Here is a 25,225-nt window from a genome sequence, read left to right as displayed (position 1 = left end):
CCGCAGCCTTACGATTTCTGGAACATGGCCAACATGCGGCGCGTCACAAGGAACCCGCCCACAATGTTGATCGTCGCCACAAGCACGGCGATGGTGGACAGCAGGACCACCAGCCAGGACCCCGACCCGATCTGCAGCAGCGCGCCCAGAACGATGATGCCGGAAATGGCGTTGGTCACGGCCATCAGCGGCGTGTGCAGACTGTGCGCAACGCCCCAGATCACCTGGAAACCGATGAAGCAGGCCAGCACGAAGACGATGAAGTGCTGCATGAAGGACGGCGGGGCCACCATGCCCAGCAGCGCCATCAGCACACCGCCGACGATCAGCAGGGTCGCCTGGGACTTGGTCTGCGCCTTGAAGGCGGCCACTTCTGCGGCGCGCTTTTCCTCGGGCGTCAGCTCCTTGGGCTTTTCCTTCTTCTGCGCCGCGATGGCGGCCACCTTGGGCGGCGGCGGCGGGAAGGTGATTTCGCCCTGGTAGGCCACGGTCGCGCCGCGGATCACGTCGTCTTCCATGTTGTGGTTGATCTTGCCGTCCTTGTCGGGCGTCAGATCGGTCAACATGTGACGAATGTTGGTCGAATACAGCGTCGAGGCCTGCGCCGCCATCCGGCTGGGGAAGTCGGTATAGCCGATGATGGTGACGCCGTTGTCGGTGACAACCTTTTCGTCCATCACGGTGCCTTCGACGTTACCACCCTTTTCGGCGGCCAGGTCGACGATCACGGAACCGGGCTTCATCGCCTTGACCATATCCTCGAGCCACAGCTTGGGCGCGGGGCGGTTGGGGATCAGCGCGGTGGTGATGACGATGTCGATATCCGGCGCCAGTTCGCGGAACTTCTTGAGCTGCGCTTCGCGGAATTCGGGGCTGGACACAGAGGCATAGCCGCCGGTGGCCGCGCCATCCTGCTGCTCTTCCTCGAAGTCCAGATAGACGAATTCGGCGCCCATGCTCTCGACCTGCTCGGCCACTTCGGGGCGCACGTCAAAGGCATAGGTGATCGCGCCAAGGCTGGTCGAGGTGCCGATGGCGGCCAGACCGGCCACACCAGCGCCGACAACCAGCACCTTGGCCGGGGGAACCTTGCCGGCGGCCGTGATCTGCCCGGTGAAGAACCGGCCAAAGTTGTTGCCCGCCTCGATCACCGCGCGATAGCCCGCGATATTGGCCATCGAGGACAGCGCGTCCATCTTTTGCGCGCGCGAAATCCGCGGCACCATTTCCATGGCGATGACGTTGGCACCCTTGGACTTGGCCAGCTCCAGCCCTTCGGTGTTGCCACCGGGGTTGAAGAAGGTGATCAGCGTCTTGTCTTTGTTCAGGCGCTTGAGCTCGGTATCGGTGGGGATGCGGACCTTGGCGATGATGTCCGCCTCTTTCCACAGGGCGGCGGCGGTGGCGACCACGGTCACACCGGCGGCCTCGTAGTCGGCGTCCGAGAACCCGGCCAGCGCGCCGGCCCCCTTCTCGATCAAGCACTCATAGCCCAGCTTTTGCAAGGCGGTGGCCGAATCCGGAGTCATCGCAACGCGCGCTTCCCCTGCTTCGACTTCCTTTGGCGTCCCAATTTTCACGGTTGTCCCCCTTTTTCAGGAAATTCACGCCCCTTTACGGAACGTCATTTGGCAAATGGTCTACAGTGCTGACCTAGCAGTCACAAGCTGCCCCGGCCCAGCGGGTCATGCATCGCGCGCTGTAAACCACAGGTTACAGATAAATTAAAGCCATCTTCTCGTTTGTTGCGTATACCGGCTGAACTCAGCAAGAAACTTGCGCTTTAGTCGCAGCTCTTCGGGTTCGACAAAGCGCTTTTCGATGATCCAGACAAACAGCGGGATCAGGGGCAGGCCAAGCACTGCATCCCAATACAGGATCATCCCGGTCAGGATCAGCGAATCGCCAAGGTAGATCGGGTTGCGCGAGCGTTTGAAAATCCCGGTGGTGACCAGCCGCGCGGCCTGCATATGCGGGATGATCGTGGTCTGGTGACGGCGCATTTCATGGACGGCCAGCAGCATCACCACGATGCCCGCCCCCACCATAAGCCCCCCCAGAAGGTCGGCCAGGCCGGTGCCGAAATCCAGCCCCATCGGAACATAGGTCTTTTGCGCCCAGGCCAGGGCCAGGCACCCCAGCAACCAGACCGGCGGAATATCCAGCCATTTCAACATAGTCTCAAACCTTTGCGTGCAGGGAACGTGCGGGCCTCCGGGGCCACCGCCACCGTGTCAGCCCGGATGATAGGCCCCGTTCTGTTTCCAGCCAATCAGCCCGGTCTGCAAGACCACCACATTGTCGCGCCCCAGCAGCCGCGCGGCAAAGACCGCCTGTGCCGACAGGCTGCCGGTATTGCAGAACAGGACAACCTTCTTGTCCTGCGGCAGCTCATCCAGCCGCCCCGGCACCTCGCGCCATTCGATGTGGACCGCCCCGGGGATGGTTTCGGCCTCGAACTGCTCGGCGCTGCGGGTGTCGACAAAGTGGAAGTCACCCCAGACGTCCTGAGACAGTTGTTCCGGAACGATGATGCCGGACTCGTAGGGTTCGAATTCGATATAACCGGTGACGGCATCGGCCAGATCCTGCGCCTGGGTCAGCGCCGGGGAAAGGGCCAGAAGGGCCGTGGTGCAAAGCAGTCGAAGTGTTTTCATGTCGCCTGTCCGTCGGGTGTTTTCGTGGCTGTCACCAAAGACGCCCGCTGAAGCCGAACCTTTGTTGGGCGGCGTTCCAGCCCGCTTTCGCGCCGGAAACATGGGGTGTTCCCGGAATAAAAATGTCTTCGCTGCTGTGCGCACAACATCTGAGTGGGCTGTGGAACTTTTTGCTTTGCAAAAAGACCACCTTGCCCACCGGAATAAAAATGTCTTCGCTGCTGTGCGCATAACATCTGAGTGGGCTGTGGATCTTTTTGCTTTGCAAAAAGACCACCTTGCCCACCGGAATAAAAATGTCTTCGCATTTTTATTCCCACTCCATCTCCTCATAGACGCGGCCGGCGTTCTTGGTTGCCAGTTCCTCGAAGGTATCCAGATAGGCCCAGCGCGCCTGATCGACGTAGTACGCCCCGGCCAGATCGCCGCCCTCGTCGATATGTGCGCCGATCTTGTCGCGCAGGTCATGCAGGTAGCCGACGGTCTCGATCGTCACCATCTCCATGTTGGTCGGATGGCCATGCCCCGGGATCACGAAGGTCGCCCCCAGATCGGTGAACGGCCCTTCAAAGGTCTCGATCCAGCAGCTTGTACAAGTGCCTTCAAAGATCGGCGGCATCCGTTCGTGAAAGGCGATGTCCCCGGCGATCACGATCCCCCACTGGGGAATCCAGACCTGCGTGTCACCCGGATCATGCGCCGGGCCAAGGTGCAGCGCCTCGATGGTCACATCGCCCATCTCGATCACGTGTTTGTCGGAAAACGACAGGTTGGCGTTCACGACCCGGGTGCCTTCGGCCTTGTCCTGGTTGTAGCGCTGCATGCCTTGCAGGATGAAATCGCCATCCTCTTCGACCACCGCAATCGCGTCTTCATGCGCCAGGATATCCACCCCCAGGTCGGCCCAATAGGAATTGCCCAGCATCGCGTGGCCCTGCCCGTTCTCGTTGATCACCAGCTTGACTGGCTGGTCGGTCACGGCCTTGATTTCCTCGTGCAGGGCAGCGGCCAGGCGCGCCGATGCGCCGCCGTTGATCACCACCACCCCGTCACCGGTCACGATGAAGGACAGGTTGTTGTTATGGCCCGAGTTTTCATAGGTCGGCGGCGCCGTCGCCCCGATTGCGGACCAGACGCCGGGGATCACCTGCACCGGCTTGCTGTACAGTTCGGACTGCGGATACATGTCCGCGATATCCTCGTGCGCCATGGCCGCGCCTGACGCGACCACCAAAGCCAAGACCGAAACCATCTGCTTCATCGTAAACCCTCCCTGATGATGCGCATACATTCGCATACGTGAATGCCTTTGCCAAGCAGCCTCAAAGCTACGCCTTGTCACAGGGCGGTGCTTGGCTAGGGTATCCCCAACGAACGGGAGGATGACATGCTGACAGGCAAACACGCGCTGGTGACGGGCGGCGGAACGGGGATCGGGCTGGCCATTGCGCTGGCGCTTGCGGCGCAGGGCGCGCAGGTGACCATCACGGGCCGTCGCGCCGCGCCGCTGAAGGCCGCTGCAGGCGGCAACATCCACGCCCTTGTCATGGACGTGATGGACGAAGCCGCCGTGGTGCAAGGCATCGAAGAGGCCACCCAGGCCCGCGGCCCCATCCAGATCTGCGTGCCCAATGCCGGCATCGCCGAAGGCCGCGCCATCCTGAAAACCGACATGGAGTTCTGGCGCCGCATGATGGCCACCAACCTTGACGGCGCTTTCCTGACCATCCGCGAAAGCCTGAAATCCATGACCCAGACCGATTGGGGCCGCGTCATCGCCGTGTCGTCCATCGCCGGGGTCAAGGGGTTGAAGGGCGCGCCCACCTATACCGCGTCGAAACACGCCCTGCTGGGGCTGATCCGCGCGCTGGCGGCCGACTACGCCACCAAACCCTATACGTTCAACGCGCTTTGCCCTGCCTATGTCGATACCGACATCGTCACCAGCAACATCGACAGCATCATGAAACGCACCGGCATGGACCAGGCCGCCGCCCGCGACCTGATGGTCGGGGTCAATCCGCATGGCCGCCTGATCACCCCGCAAGAGGTCGCCGAGGCGGCCCTGTTCCTGTGCGGCCCCCACTCCGGAAGCGTCAACGGACAGGCCATCCAGATCGCCGGCGGCGAGGTCTAGCGCCCGACCGCGCACCCACCGGACACCTGGCCCAAAGGGCAACAGGCACCCGTTCTGCGGCTGGCACCCCTGCTGGCCGCCCAGGGTATCCGCGCGCCCTCCAAAAGCGTCGGATTTTCTTTAAACGTCACTTATTCACTGGACCTTAATCCGGGCATGACACGGTCTGCCGCGTGCGATCAATCCCGGTTCCAGGTGGAATGTCCCTTCATGATCGCATCCTTCGAACTGGCGCCGTTCCCAGCGGCACCAATGATATCTGAGAGGCATCATGACCAAAACTAGCGACGACACTTTGACCCCCACCCATCCTGGCAATGTCATCTCGGTATTGATTGTCGATGATCTCGAAACCGACCGCATGCGGCTGGCCCGCCAGTGCCGCAAGGCCGGGCTGAAGGCCGAATATTACGAGGCCGCTTCGCTGGCCGAAACCCAGGACGCCATGCAGAGCATGCATTTCGACATGATTTTCCTGGACTATCACCTGGATATGGAAACCGGGCTGGACGTGCTGGAAATCATCCGCGCCGATCCCAACCACGAGGATACCGTCGTTTTGATGGTCACCAGCGTCGGCGAACCCGAGATCATCGTCCAGGCGATGCGGGCCGGGTGTTCAGACTATCTGGTCAAGGATGAAATGACGGTCGAAAGCGTGCGCAAGGCGATCACCTCGGCCTTTGAACGGCAGTTGATCAATGTCGCCATGACCAACGAACGCGCCCTGCGCGAGCGCATGGTCAAATCCATCAACCGCTTTACCTGCTCGACCGCTCCGGACATGCAGCGTCTGCTGTATACCGTTCTGCGACGCCTGCGCACGCTGCGCGGCCTGTCCGCCGAGGCCCAGGAAATCATGCACGAACTGCATCTGGCGGAAAACTCCTGCTATCAGCTGTTCGAGCAGGTCGATGACGCGAAAAAGCACTTCATTCAGGCAGAAATGCTGAAACACCCGCAGGATCAGCCGGTCACCCCGCAATTCGGCGTGCGCCCGGCATGACCGATAAGGCAGCAAGGCCTTCCCTGTTCGCGCGGCTGTTCAGGCCCCGGTCTCTGTCGTCGCGGCTGGTGATGATCACCTTGACGGTCACCTTCTGCACGATGAGCATGATGGCCTTGCTGTCCTACGTGTCCATCCGTGACAGCGCCCATGACGCCGCGATGGCGCGGCTTGCCGCCGTGTCGCAGCGGGCGGCCGACCGAATTTCGTCCAACCTGGCGCAAACCGAACGCGACGCGGCGATCATTTCGCAACTGCCGCAGCTGGCTGGCATCCTGCGTGCCAGCCTTTCCCCCGATGGACTGGATTCCAAGGATGGCTCGACCATGGCGCAATGGAGCCGGCGGCTGGAACGCACCTTTGCCTCCATCATTGGCACCCGGCCGCAATACACCCAGCTGCGCCTGATCAGCCGCGACAACGACTGGCAGGAACTGGTCCGGGTGAACCAACTGGCCGATGGCCGGATCACCATCGTCCCGGGCGATCGCCTGCAGCAGAAAGCCGGCGAACCCTATCTTGCCGATTCCGCCCGCCTTGCCTCGGAAGAGGGGTTCTTCTCGCGGGTCACGAAGAACCGCGAACATGGCGTGGTGGTTGGCCGCCCGACCATCCGCTTTATTCAGCCGGTCAAGCACCCCGATGGCAGCCTGTTCGGCGTCATCGTCATCAATGCCGATTTCGAATCCCTGATTTCGTTGGGCCATGTCCAGGCGACCCCCGACGTGACGGTGGGTATCGTCACCGCTTCGCTGGACCACAAGACGCTGTCAGGCGCACCCTCTGCCACGGGTCTTGCCTTCCATGACGACGCCAATTTCCAGCCGCCCGCCATTGCCCCGCTGCTGCAAGACAGCGCCAATTTCGGAAAGATCGTGTTTCACGGCGAAAATGCAAACCTGATCAAGCAGATCATCACCCCGACAGCGTACCGACCGCTGGGGCTTTATACGGTCACACATATTCCCAAATCGGTGCTTTTGTCCGCTGGCATCAACGTTTTGATCCAGGTCGGTGTCATCGGGGTGATCCTGACCGTTCTGGGCGCCATCGTCGCCGGCGCCGCCGGGAAACAGGCGATCCGCCCGCTTGATCAGTTGCTGGATGCGATCCGATCACGCAAGTCGCTGGATGCCACGATCACCTTTCCCAAGGGCCGACAGGACGAGGTTTCCGAACTCGGGCGTGCTTTTGTTGCCATGGCCAACGAACTGGTGGCGGAATCGCAACGCACCCGCGCCATTCTGGATGGCACCGCTGACGGAATGATCGTCAGTCGCCCTGACGGAACGATCATTGATGTGAACCCGGCGGTCGAAACGCTGTTCGGCTATACCCCTCAAGAATTGTTGGGCCGCAACATCACCTGCCTCATGGAAAGCCACATCGGGCGCAAACACAGTGGTTTCGTCGACGCCTCCCTTGCGGACGCAAGGCCCAAGCCCATGGCCGGGCAACGCGATATCGCGGGCGTGGCAAAGTCGGGGGCGCGCATTCCGCTGGAAATCAGCGTAAGCCGCTTGGGTCAGGGCGCCGACTCGATCATCATCGGCAGTCTGCGCGATGTCAGCGAACGCAAGGCCGCCGACAAACGCGTCAACGATCTGATCGCTTCGCTGGAACGGTCGAACAGTGAACTGGACAAATTCGCCTATGTTGCCTCGCACGATCTGCGCGCGCCGCTGCGCGTGATCGACAATGCCTCGAAATGGCTCGAGGAAGACCTCGAGCCGGTGCTGACCGATGACACCCGCGAAAGCCTTCAGTTGCTGCGCAGCCGTGTTGCGCGCATGGAAAGACTGCTGGACGATCTGTTGCAACATTCGCGGATCGGACGTGTCGATCAGGTCAGTGACGAGGTATCCGGCACAGAGCTGGTCCAGCACATCCGCGATCTGATCAACCTGCCCGACACCATGACCCTGAACTTCAACGATGACTTCGAAGGCATCGAGGTGCGCAAGATGCCCCTCGCGACCGTGCTGTTGAACCTGATCAGCAATGCCATCAAGCACAACGACAAGCCTCATGGCCAGGTCGACGTGTCGGTGGTTCCGCTGCCGGCGGGGCTGGAATTCCGGATTACCGACGATGGGCCGGGCATTGCCAAGGAATACCACAAACGGATCTTCGACATGTTCCAGACGCTGAAACCACGCGATCACGTGGACGGCAGCGGCATGGGGCTGGCGATGGTCAAGAAATACGTCGAGCTCGCAGAAGGCGAGATCGACGTCGAATCCGATGGCCAGAACGGCACGACCTTTGTCCTGTTCTGGCCTCATGACGCCCAGATGCCAGAACCAAGGACTGCCGTCGCATGAACGACCATTTCAATTTTGATGCCCGCAGGATACCCGAGATCATCCTGGTCGAGGATGACGACGGGGATGCCAAGGCCATTCGCAGGGCGTTTCACAAGGCCCGGATCGCCAACCCGATCCGCCGCGTCGTCGATGGTGTCGAGGCGCTGGAATTGCTGCGCGGGCAAAACGGCCCCTGCCCCGAGTGTTTCCTTCTGCTGATCGACATCAACATGCCGCGGATGAACGGATTGGAATTGTTGCGTGAAATCCGCAAGGACAAGTCGCTCAAACCTGCCATCGCCTTCATCCTTTCGACCTCGCGCGATGATGACGACATGGCCGCGGCCTATGATGCCAACGTAGCTGGCTACATCTTCAAGGACACGGTCGCGAAGGATTTCTTTCACCTGATTTCGACCATCGACCATTTCTGGCGTGTTGTCGAAATCCCGGTAATCTTGCCAAGCAGGTAGTAACGATGCCCGATATCAATGTGCTGATCGTGGATGACGACCAAGGAGACCGCAAGGCGCTGCGGCGATTGCTCCGTGACTGGCCTGAAGGCGCGGGCCTGTACGAAGCCAGCTCTGCCAGCGACGCGGTGAGTTTTGACGCGGCGGTGCCCGATGTCGTCTGTCTTGACTATCTTCTTCCCGACAGCACCGGGCTGGAGCTTTTGCCCACGCTCAAGATCCGCTGGCCCCAGGCCGCGTTCATCATGATGACGGGGCAAGGCGGCGAAGACCTGGCAAAGACCGCCATCCTGAACGGCGCCTCGGACTATATCGCCAAGAACAATCTGAACCAAAGCGCCGTGTTCAGGATGATCCGGACCGGCATCGAAACCACGCGGATGCAATTCAAGGCAGAACAGCGCCGGAAAGAACTGCAAACCTTTGCCGATGTGCTTGTCCATGATTTCAAGGCGCCTATCCGGGCGGTGTCCTTTCTGGCCGAACAGATCCGCGAGGATATCGAAGACGGCGACAGCGAAGCCGTGCAACATGATCTAGACCTGCTGGAAAAATCGGCACGTCAGATGTCGAACCTGGTGAACAGCCTGACGATCCATATCCGCGTCGACCGCGAACAGGTAGCCGAACAGGTCGACTGGGATGACATCGTTGATCGTGCGCTCACCCCGCTTCGGCAGGAAATCGAAGACAGCGCCGCCACCGTCGAGGTATCGGGTGGCAAAACAAGCTTTACCTGCGTTGCCCCGCTTTTGGCACAGCTGGTCCAGAACCTGATCGCCAATTCGATAAAATTCGCAGGGGATGCGCCCCCGCATTTGTGGCTGTGTGCGGAAAAATCACAAGACCAGAAAATCTGTTTCGAAGTCCGCGACAACGGCATCGGCGTGGCCGAAAAATATCAAAAGATCATGTTCGAACCGTTTCGCCGCACCCCGGGCGCCGATGGCCGTCCCGGCACCGGGCTGGGCCTTGCGACCTGCAAGAAGATCGCCGAACGCCACGACGGCGAAATCTGGTGCGAATCCGCGCTGGCGGTCGGCACCAGCATCTTTTTCACGCTGAACAACGCGGGCGGCGAACAGCTGGCGGTACGCTAGCCCCCCCCCTGCACCCGCACCCTGCCGGATCGACTGGACACCGACGCGCTGCCCAAAGCGCAGGCCAAACCCGCCATCATCGGCCTTTTCGCAGTGACAGACGGCATCGCGGTGGTTGCCATGCTTGCCCTTGGCGCAGCCTTGTCCCATATCAACGGGCACGGCGGGCCCCGGCCCGCGGACGCGGCAACCGGAAAGGAACCAACATGCCCATATCGCTGACCGTCAACGGCACTCCGCACCAGGTGGACCTGCCCGATGATGTCCCGCTGCTGTGGGTGCTGCGCGATCAGTTGAACCTGACCGGCACGAAATTCGGCTGCGGCGTCGCGGCCTGCGGCGCCTGCACGGTGCAGATCGACGGCCAGGCCGTGCGGTCCTGCCAGGTTGCCCTGGCGGATGTCTGGGGCGAGGTGACCACCATCGAGGGGCTTGGCACGCCGGACAACCTGCACCGGTTGCAGGCCGCCTGGATCGAACACCAGGTGGCGCAATGCGGCTATTGCCAGTCCGGCCAGATCATGCAGGCCGCCGCCCTGCTGGCCGAAAACCCCAGCCCCAGCGATGACGACATTGACGCCGCGATGAACGGCAACCTGTGCCGTTGCGGCACCTACCCGCGCATCCGCGCCGCCATCAAATCCGTCAGCGAAGGGGCATAACGCCATGGCAAGCATCGGAAAAATCGCCCGCCGCACCTTTCTTTTCGGCACCCTTGCGGTGGCCGGCGGCGCCGCCTTTGGCGCCTGGTACGTGACCAAAACTGCCCCCAATCCGTTAAGGCCGGAAGACGGCGCGCTGAACCCCTTTGTCGTGATCAACGGCGATGGCATCACGCTGATCGCGCCGCGCGCCGAGATGGGGCAAGGCACCCATACCACCTGGGCCGCCCTGCTGGCCGAGGAACTGGACGTGACCCTGGACCAGGTCACCGTCATCCACGGCCCGCCCGCGCAGGCCTATTACAACAGCGCCCTGATGTCCGAGGGCCTGCCGAACAAGGGCTATGACGCCACCGGCTTTCAGCATTCGCTGGGCGAGGCGATGGGCCACCTGGGCAAGGTCTTTTCGATGCAGGTCACCGGCGGTTCGACCGCGATGAAGGACGGCTTTGAACGCATGCGCGTCATGGGCGCGGGCGCGCGCGAAATGCTGCGGCAGGCGGCGGCGCGGCGCACCGGGCTGGACAGCGCCAGCCTGACGACCCGCGCCGGCATGGTGATCACCCCCGATGGCACGGAAATTCCCTATGTCGATCTGGCGGGCGATCTGGACGGGATCAAACCTCCGAAAATCCGGCTGCGGCCGCAATCGGACTGGACCCTGCTGGGCAAATCCCAGCCACGCATCGACGTTCCGGCCAAATCCACCGGCACCGCGCAGTTCGGCATCGACACCCGCTTGCCGGGGATGAAATTCGCCGCCGTGCGCATGGCCCCCACCCGCGCCAGCATGAAGGGCTTTGACGGCTTCGAGGCAGGGCGCATGCCCGGTGTCGAAAAGGTCGTCGACCTGGGCAACGGCGTCGCCGTGATCGCCAACAACACCTGGCTGGCGATGCAGGCGGTCAACGCGATCCCGGTGGAATGGGACGAGGCCGAGTATCCCGCCACCACCGAAGCGATGTTCGCCGCCATCGAACAGGCCTTTGACAGCGACCCGGACTCGACCATGCGCGACGATGGCGCGGTGGACGATCTGCCCGCCGCCGCCACCGCGATCGAGGCCGAGTACCGCGTCCCCTTCCTGGCGCATGCAACGATGGAGCCATTGAACGCAACCGCCTGGTTTGACGGACCGAAACTGCGTCTGTGGTGCGGCAACCAGGGCCCGACCTTCCTGCAGACCGCCTGCGCCGACGAAGCCGGGATCGACCCCGAGGATGTCGAAGTCAACGTCACCTTGATGGGCGGCGGCTTTGGCCGTCGCGGCGAATTCGACTATGCGGTGATCGCCACCCGCGTTGCCAAGGCCATGCCCGGCACGCCGGTCAACGTCACCTGGTCGCGCGAAGAGGACATGACCCACGACTTTTACCGCCCCGCCGCCATCGCCCGGATCAAGGGCGCGGTGCAGGACGGCCTGCCGATCGGCCTTGATGCGAGCGTTGCCTCGCCCTCGATTTCGGCGCAGGCGCTGAAACGCTGGATGGGCTTTGCCCCCGGCGGGCCCGACAAGGCCATCGTCGACGGGTTGTTCAACCAGCCCTACGGCATTCCCAACTACCGGGTGCGCGGCCACAAGGCCGAGCTGGCGACGCCGGTCGGCTTTTGGCGGTCGGTCGGGGCCAGCTTTAACGGGTTCTTCCACGAAAGCTTCTTGGACGAGATGGCCCATGCCGCCGGCGCCGATCCGCTCGAGATGCGCCTGGCATTGACGCGCGACGAATGGCTGCCCGCCTATCACTGCCTCGAGGCCGTGCGCGACATGAGCGGCTGGACCGGCAAGACCCCGGAAGGCACCGGCCGCGGCCTGGCCATGGTCTACAGTTTCGGCACCCCATGCGCGATGGTGATCGAGGTGCAGGACCAGGGCGGGCTGATCCGCCTGACCGGCGCCTGGATCGCCGCCGACCCTGGCATCGCCCTGGACCCCGGCATCATCGAGGCGCAGCTGACCGGCGGCATGGCCTATGGCCTTTCCGCTGCCATCGGCGAGGAAATCATCTTTGACGGCGGCGCAGTGCAGCAGCGGAACTTTCCCGATTACGACCCGCTGCGCATGGCCCAGATGCCACCCGTGCAGGTGCAGATCCTGGAAAACCAGGAACGGCTGAACGGCATGGGCGAAATCGCGACGCCCCCCGCCGCCCCGGCGCTGGCCAATGCGATTTTCGATCTGACCGGCAAGCGCCTGCGCGAATTGCCGCTGAACAGGCACGTCGACTTTTACATCTGACCCGGGCCATCGGCCCCCGGATTGACCAACAAACGCCCGGCCCTGGTGGCCGGGCGTATTGTTTCGAAAACCTCGGGTAATTTCCGCAAATTTGCCACAATCTTGATTAATATTTTATCAAGCAAGTGGTTTGGGTTTCGAAATCAAAGGCTTCACGCCAGACTCCTTGAAAAAACAATGAGCAGACGGCCCCGCACACGACGGCGAAAACGCCCGGGCAGGACCGTACAAGGACAAGGCAGGCAAGCACCATGGCCGTGTACAAGGTACAATTTTACGCGTTTGACCCTTCGGGCGTCATCCCCACAGGCACAAACAGCAGCTTTGTCTGGTCCGGCCCCGCCAGCTTTGGCGGCAGCGCGACGATCACCGACAACGAGGCCGGCATCCAGGGTCAGACGCTGGACGACGATTCCGCAGGCGGCGAAACCGCAACCGCGACCGTCACCACCGCAGCGGGCACCTCGACCAACACCACGGTCGATGCCGAGCTGGTCTGGACGCTGCGCGACAACGTCACCGGAGAGGTCTTTCAGGTCGTCCAGTTCGACGTCGAAAACGGCGCCGCCAGCGGCATGTACACGCTGAGCGAAAAGGTTCTGGTGCCGGGGCGCAGCTATACGGTTCAGGGCTACAACTCCAACCCCAACGCCAATGCCGGCGACATCGTCTTTACCTACGGGGATTTCGGCGATGGCGTGATCGACGGCACCGCGGGCAATGATCTGATCACCCCCGATTATGTCGACCCGCAGGGCCAGTCGGTTGACGGCAACTCGACGCTCAGCGGCGATTCCATCGTCGCGGGGGCCGGCAATGACACGGTCAGCGCCGGGCTTGGCAATGACACCGTCAGCGCCGGGGATGGCGCGGACTTGGTCTATGGCGACTATGGCGGCTATTCCCCTGCCGGGATCGCGGAAACCCTGGACTGGACCGATCAGGGCGGCAACGGCACCAACCTTGCGGCCGGCTTTACCCAGGACACGGGCACCGTCAACGTCACCGTCGGCTTTACCAACGACGGCAACAACAGCCCCACCTATCAGGTCAACACCACCGACACGCAATATGCCGTTGGCGGCTTTGATCCCAACTCCTCGCTGTTCCTGTTCGGCAACGGCGACGGCGCCACCTCGACCACCACCATCGATTTTGCCCCCAGTTCCGAAGGCACCGCCGCGGACGAAGTGGAAAACGTCGAATTCCGCATCAACGACATCGACTGGGGAAACGCGAACCACACCGATATCGTCACGGTCAACGCCTATGACGCCGATGGCAACCTGGTCCCGGTCACCCTGACCGTGGGCGGCGGCGATACGGTGTCTGGCAACACGATCACCGCCAATACCGTGGCCGAAAACCCCAACCAGGTTGGCGGTTCGGTGCTGGTCACCATCCCCGGCCCCGTGGCCTCGATCGAGATCATCTATGCCAACGGCCAGGGCGGCACCCAGGGCATCTGGGTCACCGACGTCAACTTTGACGCCGTCCCCGTGGCCAATGGCAACGACAGCATCGACGGCGGCGCGGGCAATGACACCCTCTTTGGCGAAGGCGGCAACGACACCCTGCTGGGCGGCACCGGCGACGACTACCTTGATGGCGGCGCGGGCAATGATTCCCTGTCCGGGCAGGCCGGCAACGACACGCTGATCGGCGGCACCGGCAATGACACGCTGGACGGCGGCGACGACAACGACAGCCTGGACGGCGGCACCGGCAACGATTCCCTGCTAGGTGGCCTAGGCAACGACACGATGTCCGGCGGTTCGGGCAACGACACCCTGCTGGGCGGCGACGGCAACGATTCCCTTTCGGGCGGCACAGGCGCCGACAGCCTGAACGGCGGCAACGGCAACGACACGCTGGAAGGCGGCGGCGGGGCCGATACGCTGGTGGGCGGCGCGGGCATGGACTTTGCCTCCTACGCCACATCGACCGCCGGGGTGACCGTCAACCTGGCCACGAACACCTTCTCGGGCGGTCACGCCACGGGCGACACCAGCGGCGGCGGCATCGAAGGCATCATCGGTTCGAATTTCAACGACAGCCTGACCGGCTATGACAACCTCAGCGGCGATTTCCCCAACGTCTTCTACGGCGGCCTCGGCAACGACACCCTCGACGGTGCGGGCGGCGACGACAGCCTGTACGGCGAGGCAGGCTCGGATTCGCTGATCGGTGGCGCGGGCAACGATTACCTCGACGGCGGCAGCGAGGCCGATACCCTGAGCGGCGGCGACGGCAACGACACGCTGCTGGGCGGCACCGGCAACGACAACCTGTCCGGCGGCGCGGGCACCGACCTGCTGTATGGCGGCGACGGGGCCGATACCCTGGCTGGCGGTGACGACAACGACAGCCTGTTCGGCGAGGCCGGCAATGACCTGCTGAACGGCGATGCCGGCAACGACACGCTGGATGGCGGCGATGGCAACGATACCCTGCTGGGCGGCACCGGTGCGGATTCGCTGATCGGCGGTATCGGCAACGACAGCCTGTCGGGTGGCACCGGCGCCGACACCCTGCTTGGCGGCACCGGCAGTGACACGCTGCTGGGCGGCGACGACAACGACATCCTCTATGGCGGCGATGGCAACGACACGCTGGACGGCGGCAACGGCAATGACACGCTTTACGGCGATCTCGGGGCCGACCTGCTGTCGGGCGGCGCGGGCAATGACGCAATCTTCGCCGGGGTCGGCGATACGGTGTTCGGCGGCGACGGCGACGACACGATCACCCTGATCAACACCGGAGAGGCCCCCGGCACCATCTCGATCGAAGGCAACACCACCAGCCAGTCCGGCGGCGACACGCTGAACCTGAACGGCCTGGCCGACCGCACCACGATCAACATCACCAGCAACGTCGGAGGCGAGCTGACCGGCACCGTGCAATTGCTTGACGGCACCTTGGTGTCCTTCTCGAACATCGACAGCGTGATCTGCTTTACCCCCGGCACCCGCATCCTGACCGACACCGGCCCGCGCCCGATCGAAAGCCTCGCGCCCGGGGATCTGATCGTCACCCGCGATCACGGCCTGCAACCGCTCTTGTGGAAAGGCGCCCGGCGCATGCTGGCCAGCGGCGACAACGCCCCGATCCGCATCGCGGCGCATCTGTTTGGCGGCCAGCGCCCGCTGACCGTCTCGCCGCAGCACCGCATGCTGATCGAAGGCCACCAGGCCGAGTTGCTGTTCGGCACCCCCGAAGTCTTTGCCGCCGCCACCCACCTGGTCGACGGCAAGACCGTGCAGCGCGCCCCGGGCGGCGAGGTAACCTACATCCACCTGCTCTTTGACCGCCACCAGGTCATCTATGCCGAAGGCATGGCCACCGAAAGCTTCTTTGCCGGCGAAACCGGGCTTCAGGCGCTTGACGCGGCCTCGCGCGCAGACCTCTTCTCGGTCCTGCCCGAGTTGCGCAGCGACCCGTCGCGCTATGGCCCCTCGGCCCGTATCTGCCTGCGCAACTTCGAAGCGCGCATGCTGATGGACAACCTCGCGTCCCGCATCGCCCGCGTCGCCTGACGCTGCGGTTTTCCAATTGCTCCAAATATCCTGCGGGGGTCCGGGGGTGCAAAACCCCCGGCGGCCCGCGCCGGGCGCCGCCTCCCGTGGTCAGCCCGCCGCGGACCATTCGTCCAGAACCGTGGCCAGCGCCGTCCAGTCGGTGAACTCCTTGTCCACATGCGGATCAAGCTTTTCACCATGTTGCGACGCGATCCAGCGCATCGCCATCGACTTGAAGAAATCGTATTCACTGAACCGAAAGGCCCCGGCGACATGCTCGGTGCGGGTCGGGTGCCAGCCGAACGCGCGCTCGGTCGCATCGGCGATCTTGCGCAGGTCAGCCCATTCCGCCGGGTCCTTGCCCGCCGCTGCCGCCGACACCTGCAGGTAAAGCGTCCTGATCCGACTTAGCGCCGCGCCGTTTTCATTGGCGAAATCCAGCAGCTCTGGCTGCACCTTTCCCAGGTGCACCGACCCCGCCAGGATCGCCGCCTCGAAACGCCCGACATCCAGCCCCTCGGCATCCGCCGCGCGCAGCAGTTCGACGGTATGAGCCCGGTCGGCAAGCCGATCCGCCGCGAACCGGCAGATCTTGCGGGTCTGCCCTTCGGTGGTGGCATAGGTGATCAGAATGCGCATCTTTCCCTCTCTCCATACGGTTGCGCCCCTGCCTAACCCGCCGGCGCGGCCCCGGCCTTGCGTTTTGTCAAAGGCCGCGCGCCCGGGGGGCCCAGGCGCGCCGGAAATGCATGTTTAACCGCGATCAACGACAGCCCTGCCCGCCCGTGGGACACTTGGCCCGGATGAAATCGAGAGGACGACATGCGACATTGGCGCGCCTTCACCGCCCCGGCGATCATCGCCCTGGCACTGGCAACCACAGCGCAGGCTCAGGGCCTGCATGACGTGCACAAGGACATGGGTCTGCCCTGCACCACCTGCCACACCGACCCCGCCGACCCGACCAAAGCGCCCGAGGACAGCCAGTGCATCGCCTGCCACGGCACGATGATCGAACCGCTGGCCGAAGGCGAAGAGGCCAGCCTGCCAGACCCGCACCGCTCGCCTCATCTCGGGCCGCAAGAGCTGCCCGAATGCACCGCCTGCCACAGCGTTCACGCCGCGTCCGAACCGACCTGCGTGATGTGCCACCGCAGCTTTGACTTTGACATGAACAGTTTCGGCGACGCCGCAGAATAAAGCGGCGCGCCGCCTCAACAGGAAAGGACATCCGACATGACAAAATCCGACAAAACCGGCATGAACCGCCGCACCATGCTGGCCGCCACCGGCGCCGCGGGGCTGGCCGCAACGATCACCCCGGTGCAGGCGGCGCTGCTGCCCGACCCCGATGTCGCCTTTGACTTTGACGTCGTGGTGGTCGGCACCGGCATGACCGGCGTCGCCGCCGCGCTCGAGGCGGCGCAGACCGGCGCCCGCGTGGTGGTTCTGGAAAAGCTGTCCGAAAAGACGATGGGCGGCAATTCGGCGCTGGCGGGGGGCGGCTTTGCCGTTCCGTCCGAAGACAGCGACGCCGCCCGTCAAAGCTATGTCGAGGACTTCATCAAAAAGGGCAAGGGCCGCGGCAACAGCGCGCTGTATGACGTCTTTGCCGCCAATGCCCGGCGCGATGTGGACTGGCTGCGCGAAAACGGCGTCACCTTCCTGCCCGAAGGCCCCCTGCCGCCCTACCGGCTGAACATCGCCGTGGCCGAGCCGGGTTGGTACATGGGCATGCCGAGCCTGCTCAAATCCATGCGCGCCAAGATCGAAGAGGCGGGCGGCGAATACCGGTTCGACACCAAGGCCCGCCAGCTGAAGATGGACAAGACGGGTGCCGTCGTCGGCCTGCGCGCGGTCGGCCCCGACGGGGTGGTCGATTTCAATGCGCCCTCGGTCGTGCTGGCCACCGGCGGCTATGCTGCGAACCGCCAGATGCTGGCCGATTACTCGGACCCCGAAGCCGGCGGGCTGATGGTGCGCGGCCGCGAAACCGCCACCGGTGACGGGCTGCTGATGGCGCAAGAGGCCGGCGCAGGCCTGGCCGGCATGGGCGGTCTGATGGCCCTGCACATCGCCGCCGTCGATCCCAGGGAAACCGCCGCAGGCAACCCCTGGGCGGTGCTGCCATATACCGTCGCGGTCAACCGGCACGGCAAACGCTATGTCGACGAATCCCTTGGCTACGTGGCGCATGGCAAATCCATGCTGCGCCAGCCCGGCCAGCGCGCCGCGCTGATCTTTGGCTCTGGTATTGCGGAATCCGATGCGGCGCAGCCGACGCTGGGCGGCTTCAAACGCCTTGGCATCGCCATCACCGAGGCAGACTCGCTCGATGAACTGGCCGCCGCGATCGACGTGCCCGCCGATGCGCTGAAGGCCACGGTCGAGGAATACAACGCCGCCATCGACGGCGATGCGGCGCCGGGCCTTGTGCCGCCCAAGGCCGCGCTGGCACGCCGCATCGAAGGGCCGCGCTTTTTCGCCATCCAGCCATTGGCCCCCGGCGTCACGCTGACCTTTGGCGGCATCATGATCGACCCCACCGCCAGGGCGCTCGAGGCGGACGGCCGCGTCATTCCCGGCCTGTTTGCCGCCGGCGAAGGCGCCGGCGCGCCGTTCTTTGACGATTACATCGGCGGCGGGTCCTTGATCAACTGTCTGGTGATGGGCCGCGTCGCGGGCAATCAAGCCGCCGCAAGGGCGAAATCATAACGCCCGAACAAACGCCGGTTGCGCCCCGCGCGCGGTCGGCCAGATGCCCGCCGTAACCAGCGCCGAAGCGCCCTGTCAGGCGCTGCGGCGCATCCCGCCGACACCGGCCGCAAAGGCGCGCACAGCCTCGCCAAAGGCGGTGAACAGAGGCCGCGACACAGGGTCATTGGCCGCATCCCATTCCGGATGCCATTGCACCGACAGGGTAAAGCCCTTGGCCCCCTCGACATGGATCGCCTCGGGCGTACCATCGGGCGCATGGCCTTCGATGACGATCCGCTTGCCGGGGGTCTTGATCCCCTGCCCGTGCAGCGAATTGGTCATCACCTCGGTCGATCCGAACAGGCGGTGGAACACCCCGCCCTCGGTCAGCGTGACCAGGTGGCGCAGCTCGAACTTTTCCTCAAGCGTGCCATCGGGGGGCATGCGATGGTTCATCCGCCCCGGCAGGTCGCGGATCTCGGGGTAAAGCGTGCCGCCCATGGCAACGTTGACCTCCTGGAAACCGCGGCAGATGCCCAGGAACGGCTGGCCACGCTCGACGCAGGCCCGCACCAGCGGCAGGGTGATGGCGTCGCGCGCCCGGTCGTGATCGCCATGCGCCTCGGTCCAGGCCTCGCCGTATTCCTCGGGGTGCACATTGGGGCGCCCGCCGGTCAGCAGGAAACCGTCGCAGGTGTCCAGCAACTCCTCGACCGAAACAAGCCGCGGATCGGCCGGCACCAAAAGCGGCAGACAGCCCGCCACATCCGAAATCGCCTCCGAGGTCATCGTCCCGCCCGCATGCGCGGGGTACTGATCGTTGATCAGATACTGGTTGCCGATGATACCGACGATGGGACGAGTCATGCGCAATCTCCGTTAAGGACACCCCTTATTATGACAGCCAAAGCCTTTCCGAAAGGTATTGCGGCGCACAATTCGCTGTGCGCCGCTGCGGGCCTGCGGCTTTGCCCGCCTGTTGGGCAGTCTGCACCCGGCGCGCGTCAGACCTCGGCAACCAGACCCAGCGCTTCGATCCCGGCGCGCCCGGCCGCTGCATCGTTGTCGGATGTATCGCCCGTCACACCCACCGCCCCCAGCACGCGCCCCTTGGCATCGCGCACCAGGATGCCGCCCGGCACCGGCACCATCTGGCCGCCCAGCGCCGCCCCGGCGGCGGCGATGAAATAGGCCTGCGCCTCGGCGCGCTGCATCTGCGCCGTGCCCGCCATGCCCAGCATCACCGCGCCATAGGCCTTGCCCTGCGCGATGGCAAAACGCCCCGGCGACGCCCCGTCCGAACGTTCAAAGGCAATCACATGCCCACCCTCATCCAGAACGATGACGCTCAGCGGCTTCAGCCCCATTTCCTGCCCTTTTTCCAGGGTCTTGCGAATGATCGTGCGCGCGCGGCGCAAACTGATCGCGGCCATGATGAACCTGCCTTTCGTGCTTCTTCTTGGTAAAAATACTCAAAAAGGCGGGCGCCGCAGGCGCCCGCCCACCGCGACGCGCCAAAGGCGCGGCGCAATCCCTCAGCCCCGGGCCGCCTTCAGCTCCAACCGGCGACGGTGCAACACCGGCTCGGTATACCCCGAAGGCTGCACGCGCCCCTCGAACACCAGATCGCAAGCCGCCTTGAAGGCGATCCCGTCAAAACCCGGCGCCATCGGCGCATAGAACGGATCACCCGCGTTCTGGCGATCCACCACCTCGGCCATGCGCTTCAGGATCTCCATGGTATCCTCTTTGGAAATCACCCCGTGATGCAGCCAGTTGGCGATATGCTGCGACGAAATCCGGCAGGTGGCGCGGTCTTCCATCAGGCCCACATCGTGGATGTCCGGCACCTTGGAGCAGCCCACGCCCTGATCGATCCAGCGCACCACGTAGCCCAGGATGCCCTGGGCGTTGTTCTCGACCTCCTGCACGATCTGCGCGTCGGTCCACTTGCGGAACGAGGCCAGCGGAATGTCCAGGATCGTGTCCACATGCGCCCGGCGCCCGCCCTTGCGCAGCGCCGCCTGCACCGCAAAGACATCGACCCGGTGGTAATGCAGCGCGTGCAGCGTGGCGGCGGTGGGCGACGGCACCCAGGCACAGTTCGCCCCCGCCTTGGGGTGTTCGATCTTGGTCTCAAGCATCGCGGCCATGCGGTCGGGCATGGCCCACATGCCCTTGCCGATCTGCGCCCGCCCCGACAGCCCGCATTCCAGACCGATATCGACGTTCAGCGCCTCATAACCGCCGATCCAGGCCTTGCGCTTGATGAAATCCTTGCGCGAAAACGGTCCCGCCTCCATCGAGGTGTGGATCTCGTCGCCGGTGCGGTCCAGAAACCCGGTGTTGATAAAGGCAACGCGGTGGCGCGCGGCGCGGATGCAGGATTTCAGGTTCACGCTGGTGCGGCGCTCTTCGTCCATGATGCCCAGCTTGACGGTGTATTCCGGCAGACCCAGCACCTGTTCGACAAAGCCATAGGTCTCGTTTGCAAAGGCAACCTCTTCGGGGCCGTGCATCTTGGGTTTGACCACATAGACCGACCCGGCGTGCGAATTGCGCAGCCCGGCGTCCTTGTTCAGGTCATGGCGCGCGATCAGCACGGTGATCATCGCGTCCATCAGCCCTTCGTAGATCTCGGTGCCATCGCTCAGCAGCACCGCCGGGTTGGTCATCAGGTGGCCGACATTGCGCACCAGCATCAGCGCCCGGCCCTTGACCGTCACCTCGCCGCCAACGGGGCCGGTATAGATCTGGTCAGGGTGCAGGGCGCGGGTGACCGTCTGGCCGGCCTTTTCGAACCGATCCTCAAGATCGCCCTTCATCAGCCCCAGCCAGTTGGCATAGGCCTGCACCTTTTCCTCGGCATCGACGCAGGCGACGGAATCCTCGCAATCCATGATGGCGGACACGGCGCTTTCCAGCCGCACATCCGCCAGCCCCGCCTGATCGCGCGCGCCGATCATGTGGGTGCGGTCAAAGACCAGTTCGACGTGCAGGCCGTTGTTGCGCAGCAGCACCGCGTCGGGCGCCTTGGGGTGGCCGCGATAGCCGACGAACTTGTCCGGCGAAACCAGCGGCAGGTCATCGACCAAAAGCGCGCCGCCCTGAACGTGATAGCGCCGGGCATCCGCATGGCTGAGGCCCTCGACCGGAAAGGCTTCGTCCAGGAAAACGCGGGCGCGTGCCACGACACGGGCGCCCCGGCCCTTGTCATAGCCGCCCTTGGGCGGGGCGCTGCCCATGGCGTCGGTGCCGTACAGCCCGTCATACAGGCTGCCCCAGCGGGCATTGGCGGCGTTCAGCGCATAGCGCGCGTTGGTGATCGGCACCACCAGCTGCGGCCCCGGCACGCTGGCGATTTCCGGATCGACATTGGCGGTGTCGATCTGGAAATCCTCGCCCTCGGGCAGAAGATAGCCGATCTGCTCCAGAAAGGCGCGGTATTCGATATGGCTGTGCACCTGCCCGCGGCGCGCGATGTGCCAGTCGTCGATCTGCTTTTGCAGGTCTTCGCGTTTCGCCAGCAGCGCCGCGTTGCGCGGGCCAAAGTCATACGCCAGCCGCGAAAACCCGTCCCAGAAGGATTCCGGCGCAACGCCGCTGCCCGGCAGGGCCTGGTTGTCGATGAAATCGGCCAGCTCTTGAGCGACCCGAAGTCCGTTGCGTTCCACCCGTTGCACCATGGCTGTCATTCTCCTGTCCGCTCTCATGAGGATATGTCTCTGAATAGGGTCAAAGTTTCCGATAGGCAACATTCTTGGTAATTTTTTCTTACCAATTCTGCATTTTCCCGGAGGTCCCGCCCTGAATCCCGTCGGCTTTCAGTATACTGCGCATTATCGGCAGGGATTTTCAAAAAGGATGCGAAACTTCTTCAAGCGCTTTGCCGCCCCGCGCCGCTGCGTCTAGAGTGGCGCCATGGCAGAACATCCCATCCCCCTTGCAGATTGGTCCCGGGCGCCGCAGTTCCGGCTGTTTCGCGGCTATGACCGCCCGCATTACGCCCTGACCACCCGTCTGGACGTCACCCATCTGATGGCGCGCCGCGTCGCGGCGGGGCTGTCGCCCTATCGCGCCTGCCTTTTCGCCATCGGTTGCGGGCTGCATGCGGTGCCGGCCCTGTTGATGCGGTTTCGCGGCGACCAGGTGCTGCGCCACGACCGGACCGACCTGTCTATGACCGTACCGCTGCAAAGCGGCGACTTTACCTATGCCTATGTCCCCTTCGCCCCCGATTTCCCGGTTTTCGAGGCCGAGGCAATGCGCCGGATCGAGGCCGCCAGGACCCAGCAGGGCCTTGAGGCCAATTCCGGCGCGCGCGACGATGTCGCCTATCTGTCCTGCCTGCCCTGGCTGGATTTCACCGCGCTGGACAATGCCCTGCCCCATGCGGATGACTGCATTCCGCGGGTGTCCTGGGGCAAGATCGTGCCCGAGGGCGACCGCTATCGGATGGCCATGGCGATCCAGGTGCATCACGCGCTGGTCGATGGCGCGCACCTGGGTCAGTTCTTTGACCAGCTGCAACGCTGTCTTGACGGGCTCTGACGCCGCTCCGGCCTAGGCCTCTTCGGCCTGCTGGCGCGCCCAAAGCGCGGCATAGCGCCCGCCTTTGGCCAACAGCGCATCATGGGTGCCTTCCTCGACGACTTCGCCCTCTTGCAGCACCACGATGCGGTCGGCATCGGCGATGGTCGACAGGCGGTGCGCAATGGTGATCACCGTGCGCCCTTCGCCGGCGCGCTTCAGCGCGGTCTGGATCGAGGCTTCGGTTTCGGTGTCCAGCGCGCTGGTCGCCTCGTCCAGCAGCAGGATCGGCGGGTTCTTCAACAAGGTGCGCGCGATGCCCACCCGCTGCTTTTCACCGCCCGACAGTTTGAGGCCCCGTTCGCCCACGGCAGTGTCATAGCCTTCGGGCAGCGAGACGATGAAATCATGGATCTGCGCCGCGCGGGCCGCCTGTTCGATGTCGTCCTGGGTCGCGCCGTCGCGGCCATAGGCGATGTTGTAGCGGATGGTGTCGTTGAACAGCACCGTGTCCTGCGGCACCACACCGATGGCGCTGTGCAGGCTTTCCTGCGTGACGTCGCGCAGGTCCTGCCCGTCGATGCGGATCGCGCCGCCGCCGACGTCGTAAAACCGGAACAACAGCCGCCCGATGGTGGATTTGCCGGACCCGGAGGGCCCGACAAGCGCCACGTTCTGCCCGGCCCCGACCTGCACCGAGACCCCCTTGAGGATCGGGCGCGCCGGATCGTAGCCAAAGCGCACATCGTCCAGCGTGACCACGCCGCCGTCGACCTTCAGATCGCGCGCGCCGGGTTTGTCGGACACTTCTTGCGGCTGTTCTAGCAGGTCGAACATCTCGCCCATGTCCACAAGGCTTTGCCGGATCTCGCGGTAGACCGTGCCCAGAAAGTTCAGAGGCATGGTGATCTGGATCATGTAGGCGTTGACCATGACGAAATCGCCCACGGTCAGGGTGCCGTTCTGCACCCCAAGCGCCGCCATGACCATGACAGCGACAAGCCCGGTGGTGATCAGGAAGGACTGGCCAAAGTTCAGAAAGGCCAGCGAGGTGGCGGTCTTGACCGCGGCGCCTTCATAGGCCTGCATGGCGACGTCATAGCGCGCGGCCTCGCGCTGCTCGGCGCCGAAATACTTGACGGTTTCAAAGTTCAGCAGGCTGTCGATGGCCTTCTGGTTGGCGTCGGTGTCCTGCTTGTTCATCTCGCGGCGCAGTTTGACGCGCCATTCGGTCACCGCAAATGTGAACCAGACGTAAAGCCCGATGACCACGGTCACGACCAGAAGATACCAGACATCGAAGAGGTAGAACAGAACACCCGCGACCAGCGTCAGTTCCAGCACCAGCGGGCCGACGCTGAACAGCATGAAGCGCAAGAGGAAGTCGACGCCCTTGACGCCGCGTTCGATGATCCGGCTGAGGCCGCCGGTCTTGCGGGTGATGTGATAGCGCAGCGACAGGCGGTGAATATGGGTAAAGGTTTCCAGCGCCAGCGTGCGCAGGGCGCGTTGCCCGACCTTGGCAAAGACGCCGTCGCGCAATTGCTGAAAGCCGACAGTCATCAGGCGGGCCATGCCATAGGCAACCGTCAGGCCGACGGCGCCCAGCAGCAGGTCGGGCACTTCGCCCGACAGGCTGTCGACGGCGCGCTTGTACAGGATCGGCGTGTAGACGGCGATCAGCTTGGCCAGCACCAAAAGCGCCAGCGCCAGAACCACGCGCTGTTTCACCCAAGGCTTGTCGGCGGGCCACAGGTAGGGGCCGACCTTCTGGATCGTGCGCCAGCCCGAGCGGCGTTCTTCGGCGGCGGTTTGTTCGGCGCTCAGCTCTGGTGGCATGGTGTTTCCTTTGATCACATGCCAGCGATGTAGTGGTGCGCGCCCGGAATGACCAGAGGCG

General features: G+C 63.9%; 21 protein-coding genes. 11 read left to right on the top strand and 10 right to left on the bottom strand.

Features of this window, described 5'->3' with window-relative positions; all coding sequences use genetic code 11:
- Window positions 1-8 precede the first annotated feature (8 nt).
- The 5 genes from QF118_RS10865 to QF118_RS10845 all read right to left on the bottom strand — a co-directional run bounded on the left by QF118_RS10865 (window position 9) and on the right by QF118_RS10845 (window position 3,909).
- Window positions 9-1,580, bottom strand: a complete 1,572-nt coding sequence (locus tag QF118_RS10865; RefSeq protein WP_282299083.1) for a Re/Si-specific NAD(P)(+) transhydrogenase subunit alpha — start codon at window positions 1,578-1,580, stop codon at window positions 9-11.
- A gap of 144 nt (window positions 1,581-1,724) precedes the next feature.
- Window positions 1,725-2,177 carry a methyltransferase family protein gene (locus tag QF118_RS10860; RefSeq protein WP_282299082.1) on the bottom strand — a complete coding sequence of 151 codons (453 nt, stop codon included), beginning with the start codon at window positions 2,175-2,177 and terminating at the stop codon, window positions 1,725-1,727.
- Between the two features lie 57 nt (window positions 2,178-2,234).
- Window positions 2,235-2,657, bottom strand: coding sequence for a rhodanese-like domain-containing protein (locus tag QF118_RS10855; RefSeq protein WP_282299081.1), 423 nt, complete (start codon window positions 2,655-2,657; stop codon window positions 2,235-2,237).
- Window positions 2,658-2,688: 31 nt separating this feature from the next.
- Window positions 2,689-2,943 carry a hypothetical protein gene (locus QF118_RS10850; RefSeq protein WP_282299080.1) on the bottom strand — a complete coding sequence of 85 codons (255 nt, stop codon included), beginning with the start codon at window positions 2,941-2,943 and terminating at the stop codon, window positions 2,689-2,691.
- A gap of 24 nt (window positions 2,944-2,967) precedes the next feature.
- A complete protein-coding gene (locus QF118_RS10845; protein WP_394357091.1) occupies window positions 2,968-3,909 on the bottom strand; it encodes an MBL fold metallo-hydrolase in 942 nt (313 codons plus the stop codon).
- A gap of 135 nt (window positions 3,910-4,044) precedes the next feature.
- On the opposite strand from QF118_RS10845, the gene QF118_RS10840 reads away from it, so the two are divergent.
- The 8 genes from QF118_RS10840 (at window position 4,045) to QF118_RS10805 (ending at window position 16,116) form a co-directional block, all read left to right on the top strand.
- Window positions 4,045-4,794 carry an SDR family NAD(P)-dependent oxidoreductase gene (locus QF118_RS10840; RefSeq protein WP_282299078.1) on the top strand — a complete coding sequence of 250 codons (750 nt, stop codon included), beginning with the start codon at window positions 4,045-4,047 and terminating at the stop codon, window positions 4,792-4,794.
- 271 nt (window positions 4,795-5,065) lie between these two features.
- Window positions 5,066-5,800: a response regulator gene (locus QF118_RS10835; protein ID WP_282299077.1), complete on the top strand. Its 735-nt coding sequence runs from the start codon at window positions 5,066-5,068 to the stop codon at window positions 5,798-5,800.
- Window positions 5,797-8,124: a sensor histidine kinase gene (locus QF118_RS10830; RefSeq protein ID WP_282299076.1), complete on the top strand. Its 2,328-nt coding sequence runs from the start codon at window positions 5,797-5,799 to the stop codon at window positions 8,122-8,124. The genes QF118_RS10835 and QF118_RS10830 overlap by 4 nt, the downstream gene beginning before the upstream one ends.
- Entirely contained in the window at window positions 8,121-8,579 is a 459-nt protein-coding gene (locus tag QF118_RS10825; protein ID WP_282299075.1) for a response regulator, read from the top strand. Before QF118_RS10830 ends, QF118_RS10825 begins: the two co-directional genes overlap by 4 nt.
- A 5-nt stretch (window positions 8,580-8,584) precedes the next feature.
- Window positions 8,585-9,679, top strand: a complete 1,095-nt coding sequence (locus tag QF118_RS10820) for a hybrid sensor histidine kinase/response regulator (RefSeq protein WP_282299074.1) — start codon at window positions 8,585-8,587, stop codon at window positions 9,677-9,679.
- Between the two features lie 206 nt (window positions 9,680-9,885).
- Window positions 9,886-10,341: a (2Fe-2S)-binding protein gene (locus QF118_RS10815; RefSeq protein ID WP_282299073.1), complete on the top strand. Its 456-nt coding sequence runs from the start codon at window positions 9,886-9,888 to the stop codon at window positions 10,339-10,341.
- A gap of 4 nt (window positions 10,342-10,345) precedes the next feature.
- The gene (locus QF118_RS10810; protein ID WP_282299072.1) at window positions 10,346-12,577 is read left to right on the top strand and encodes a xanthine dehydrogenase family protein molybdopterin-binding subunit; all 2,232 of its coding nucleotides are present in this window, start codon (window positions 10,346-10,348) and stop codon (window positions 12,575-12,577) included.
- Window positions 12,578-12,828: 251 nt separating this feature from the next.
- Window positions 12,829-16,116 (top strand): Hint domain-containing protein, encoded by a 3,288-nt coding sequence (locus QF118_RS10805; protein ID WP_282299071.1) that lies wholly within the window; start codon window positions 12,829-12,831, stop codon window positions 16,114-16,116.
- A 90-nt stretch (window positions 16,117-16,206) separates the two neighbouring features.
- Here QF118_RS10805 and QF118_RS10800 read toward each other — a convergent pair whose 3' ends face one another.
- Window positions 16,207-16,737, bottom strand: coding sequence for a flavodoxin domain-containing protein (locus QF118_RS10800; protein ID WP_282299070.1), 531 nt, complete (start codon window positions 16,735-16,737; stop codon window positions 16,207-16,209).
- 183 nt (window positions 16,738-16,920) lie between these two features.
- Here QF118_RS10800 and QF118_RS10795 point away from each other — a divergent pair, with 183 nt between their 5' ends.
- Together QF118_RS10795 and QF118_RS10790 are read left to right on the top strand one after the other, a co-directional pair.
- Window positions 16,921-17,298 (top strand): cytochrome c3 family protein, encoded by a 378-nt coding sequence (locus tag QF118_RS10795; RefSeq protein ID WP_282299069.1) that lies wholly within the window; start codon window positions 16,921-16,923, stop codon window positions 17,296-17,298.
- A gap of 36 nt (window positions 17,299-17,334) precedes the next feature.
- Entirely contained in the window at window positions 17,335-18,813 is a 1,479-nt protein-coding gene (locus QF118_RS10790) for an FAD-dependent oxidoreductase (protein ID WP_282299068.1), read from the top strand.
- A gap of 75 nt (window positions 18,814-18,888) precedes the next feature.
- Here the strand turns inward: QF118_RS10790 and QF118_RS10785 are convergent, their stop codons facing one another.
- From QF118_RS10785 to QF118_RS10775, 3 genes are all read right to left on the bottom strand, one after another.
- On the bottom strand, window positions 18,889-19,662 hold the full coding sequence (locus tag QF118_RS10785; RefSeq protein ID WP_282299067.1) for a gamma-glutamyl-gamma-aminobutyrate hydrolase family protein: 774 nt from the start codon (window positions 19,660-19,662) through the stop codon (window positions 18,889-18,891).
- A 137-nt stretch (window positions 19,663-19,799) separates the two neighbouring features.
- The gene (locus QF118_RS10780) at window positions 19,800-20,228 is read right to left on the bottom strand and encodes a GlcG/HbpS family heme-binding protein (RefSeq protein WP_282299066.1); all 429 of its coding nucleotides are present in this window, start codon (window positions 20,226-20,228) and stop codon (window positions 19,800-19,802) included.
- A 102-nt stretch (window positions 20,229-20,330) separates the two neighbouring features.
- Window positions 20,331-22,481: a malate synthase G gene (locus tag QF118_RS10775; protein WP_282302461.1), complete on the bottom strand. Its 2,151-nt coding sequence runs from the start codon at window positions 22,479-22,481 to the stop codon at window positions 20,331-20,333.
- 235 nt (window positions 22,482-22,716) lie between these two features.
- On the opposite strand from QF118_RS10775, the gene QF118_RS10770 reads away from it, so the two are divergent.
- Window positions 22,717-23,346, top strand: a complete 630-nt coding sequence (locus tag QF118_RS10770) for a CatA-like O-acetyltransferase (RefSeq protein WP_282299065.1) — start codon at window positions 22,717-22,719, stop codon at window positions 23,344-23,346.
- A gap of 12 nt (window positions 23,347-23,358) precedes the next feature.
- Here QF118_RS10770 and QF118_RS10765 read toward each other — a convergent pair whose 3' ends face one another.
- Window positions 23,359-25,164, bottom strand: coding sequence for an ABCB family ABC transporter ATP-binding protein/permease (locus QF118_RS10765; RefSeq protein WP_282299064.1), 1,806 nt, complete (start codon window positions 25,162-25,164; stop codon window positions 23,359-23,361).
- Window positions 25,165-25,225 lie beyond the last annotated feature (61 nt).

The sequence above is a fragment of the Tropicibacter oceani genome, from assembly GCF_029958925.1.
In the GTDB taxonomy this organism is placed as follows: Bacteria; Pseudomonadota; Alphaproteobacteria; order Rhodobacterales; family Rhodobacteraceae; genus Pacificoceanicola; species Pacificoceanicola oceani.
The sequence above is the reverse complement of the archived record's forward strand: the minus strand, read 5'-3'. Positions and strand labels throughout refer to the sequence as shown.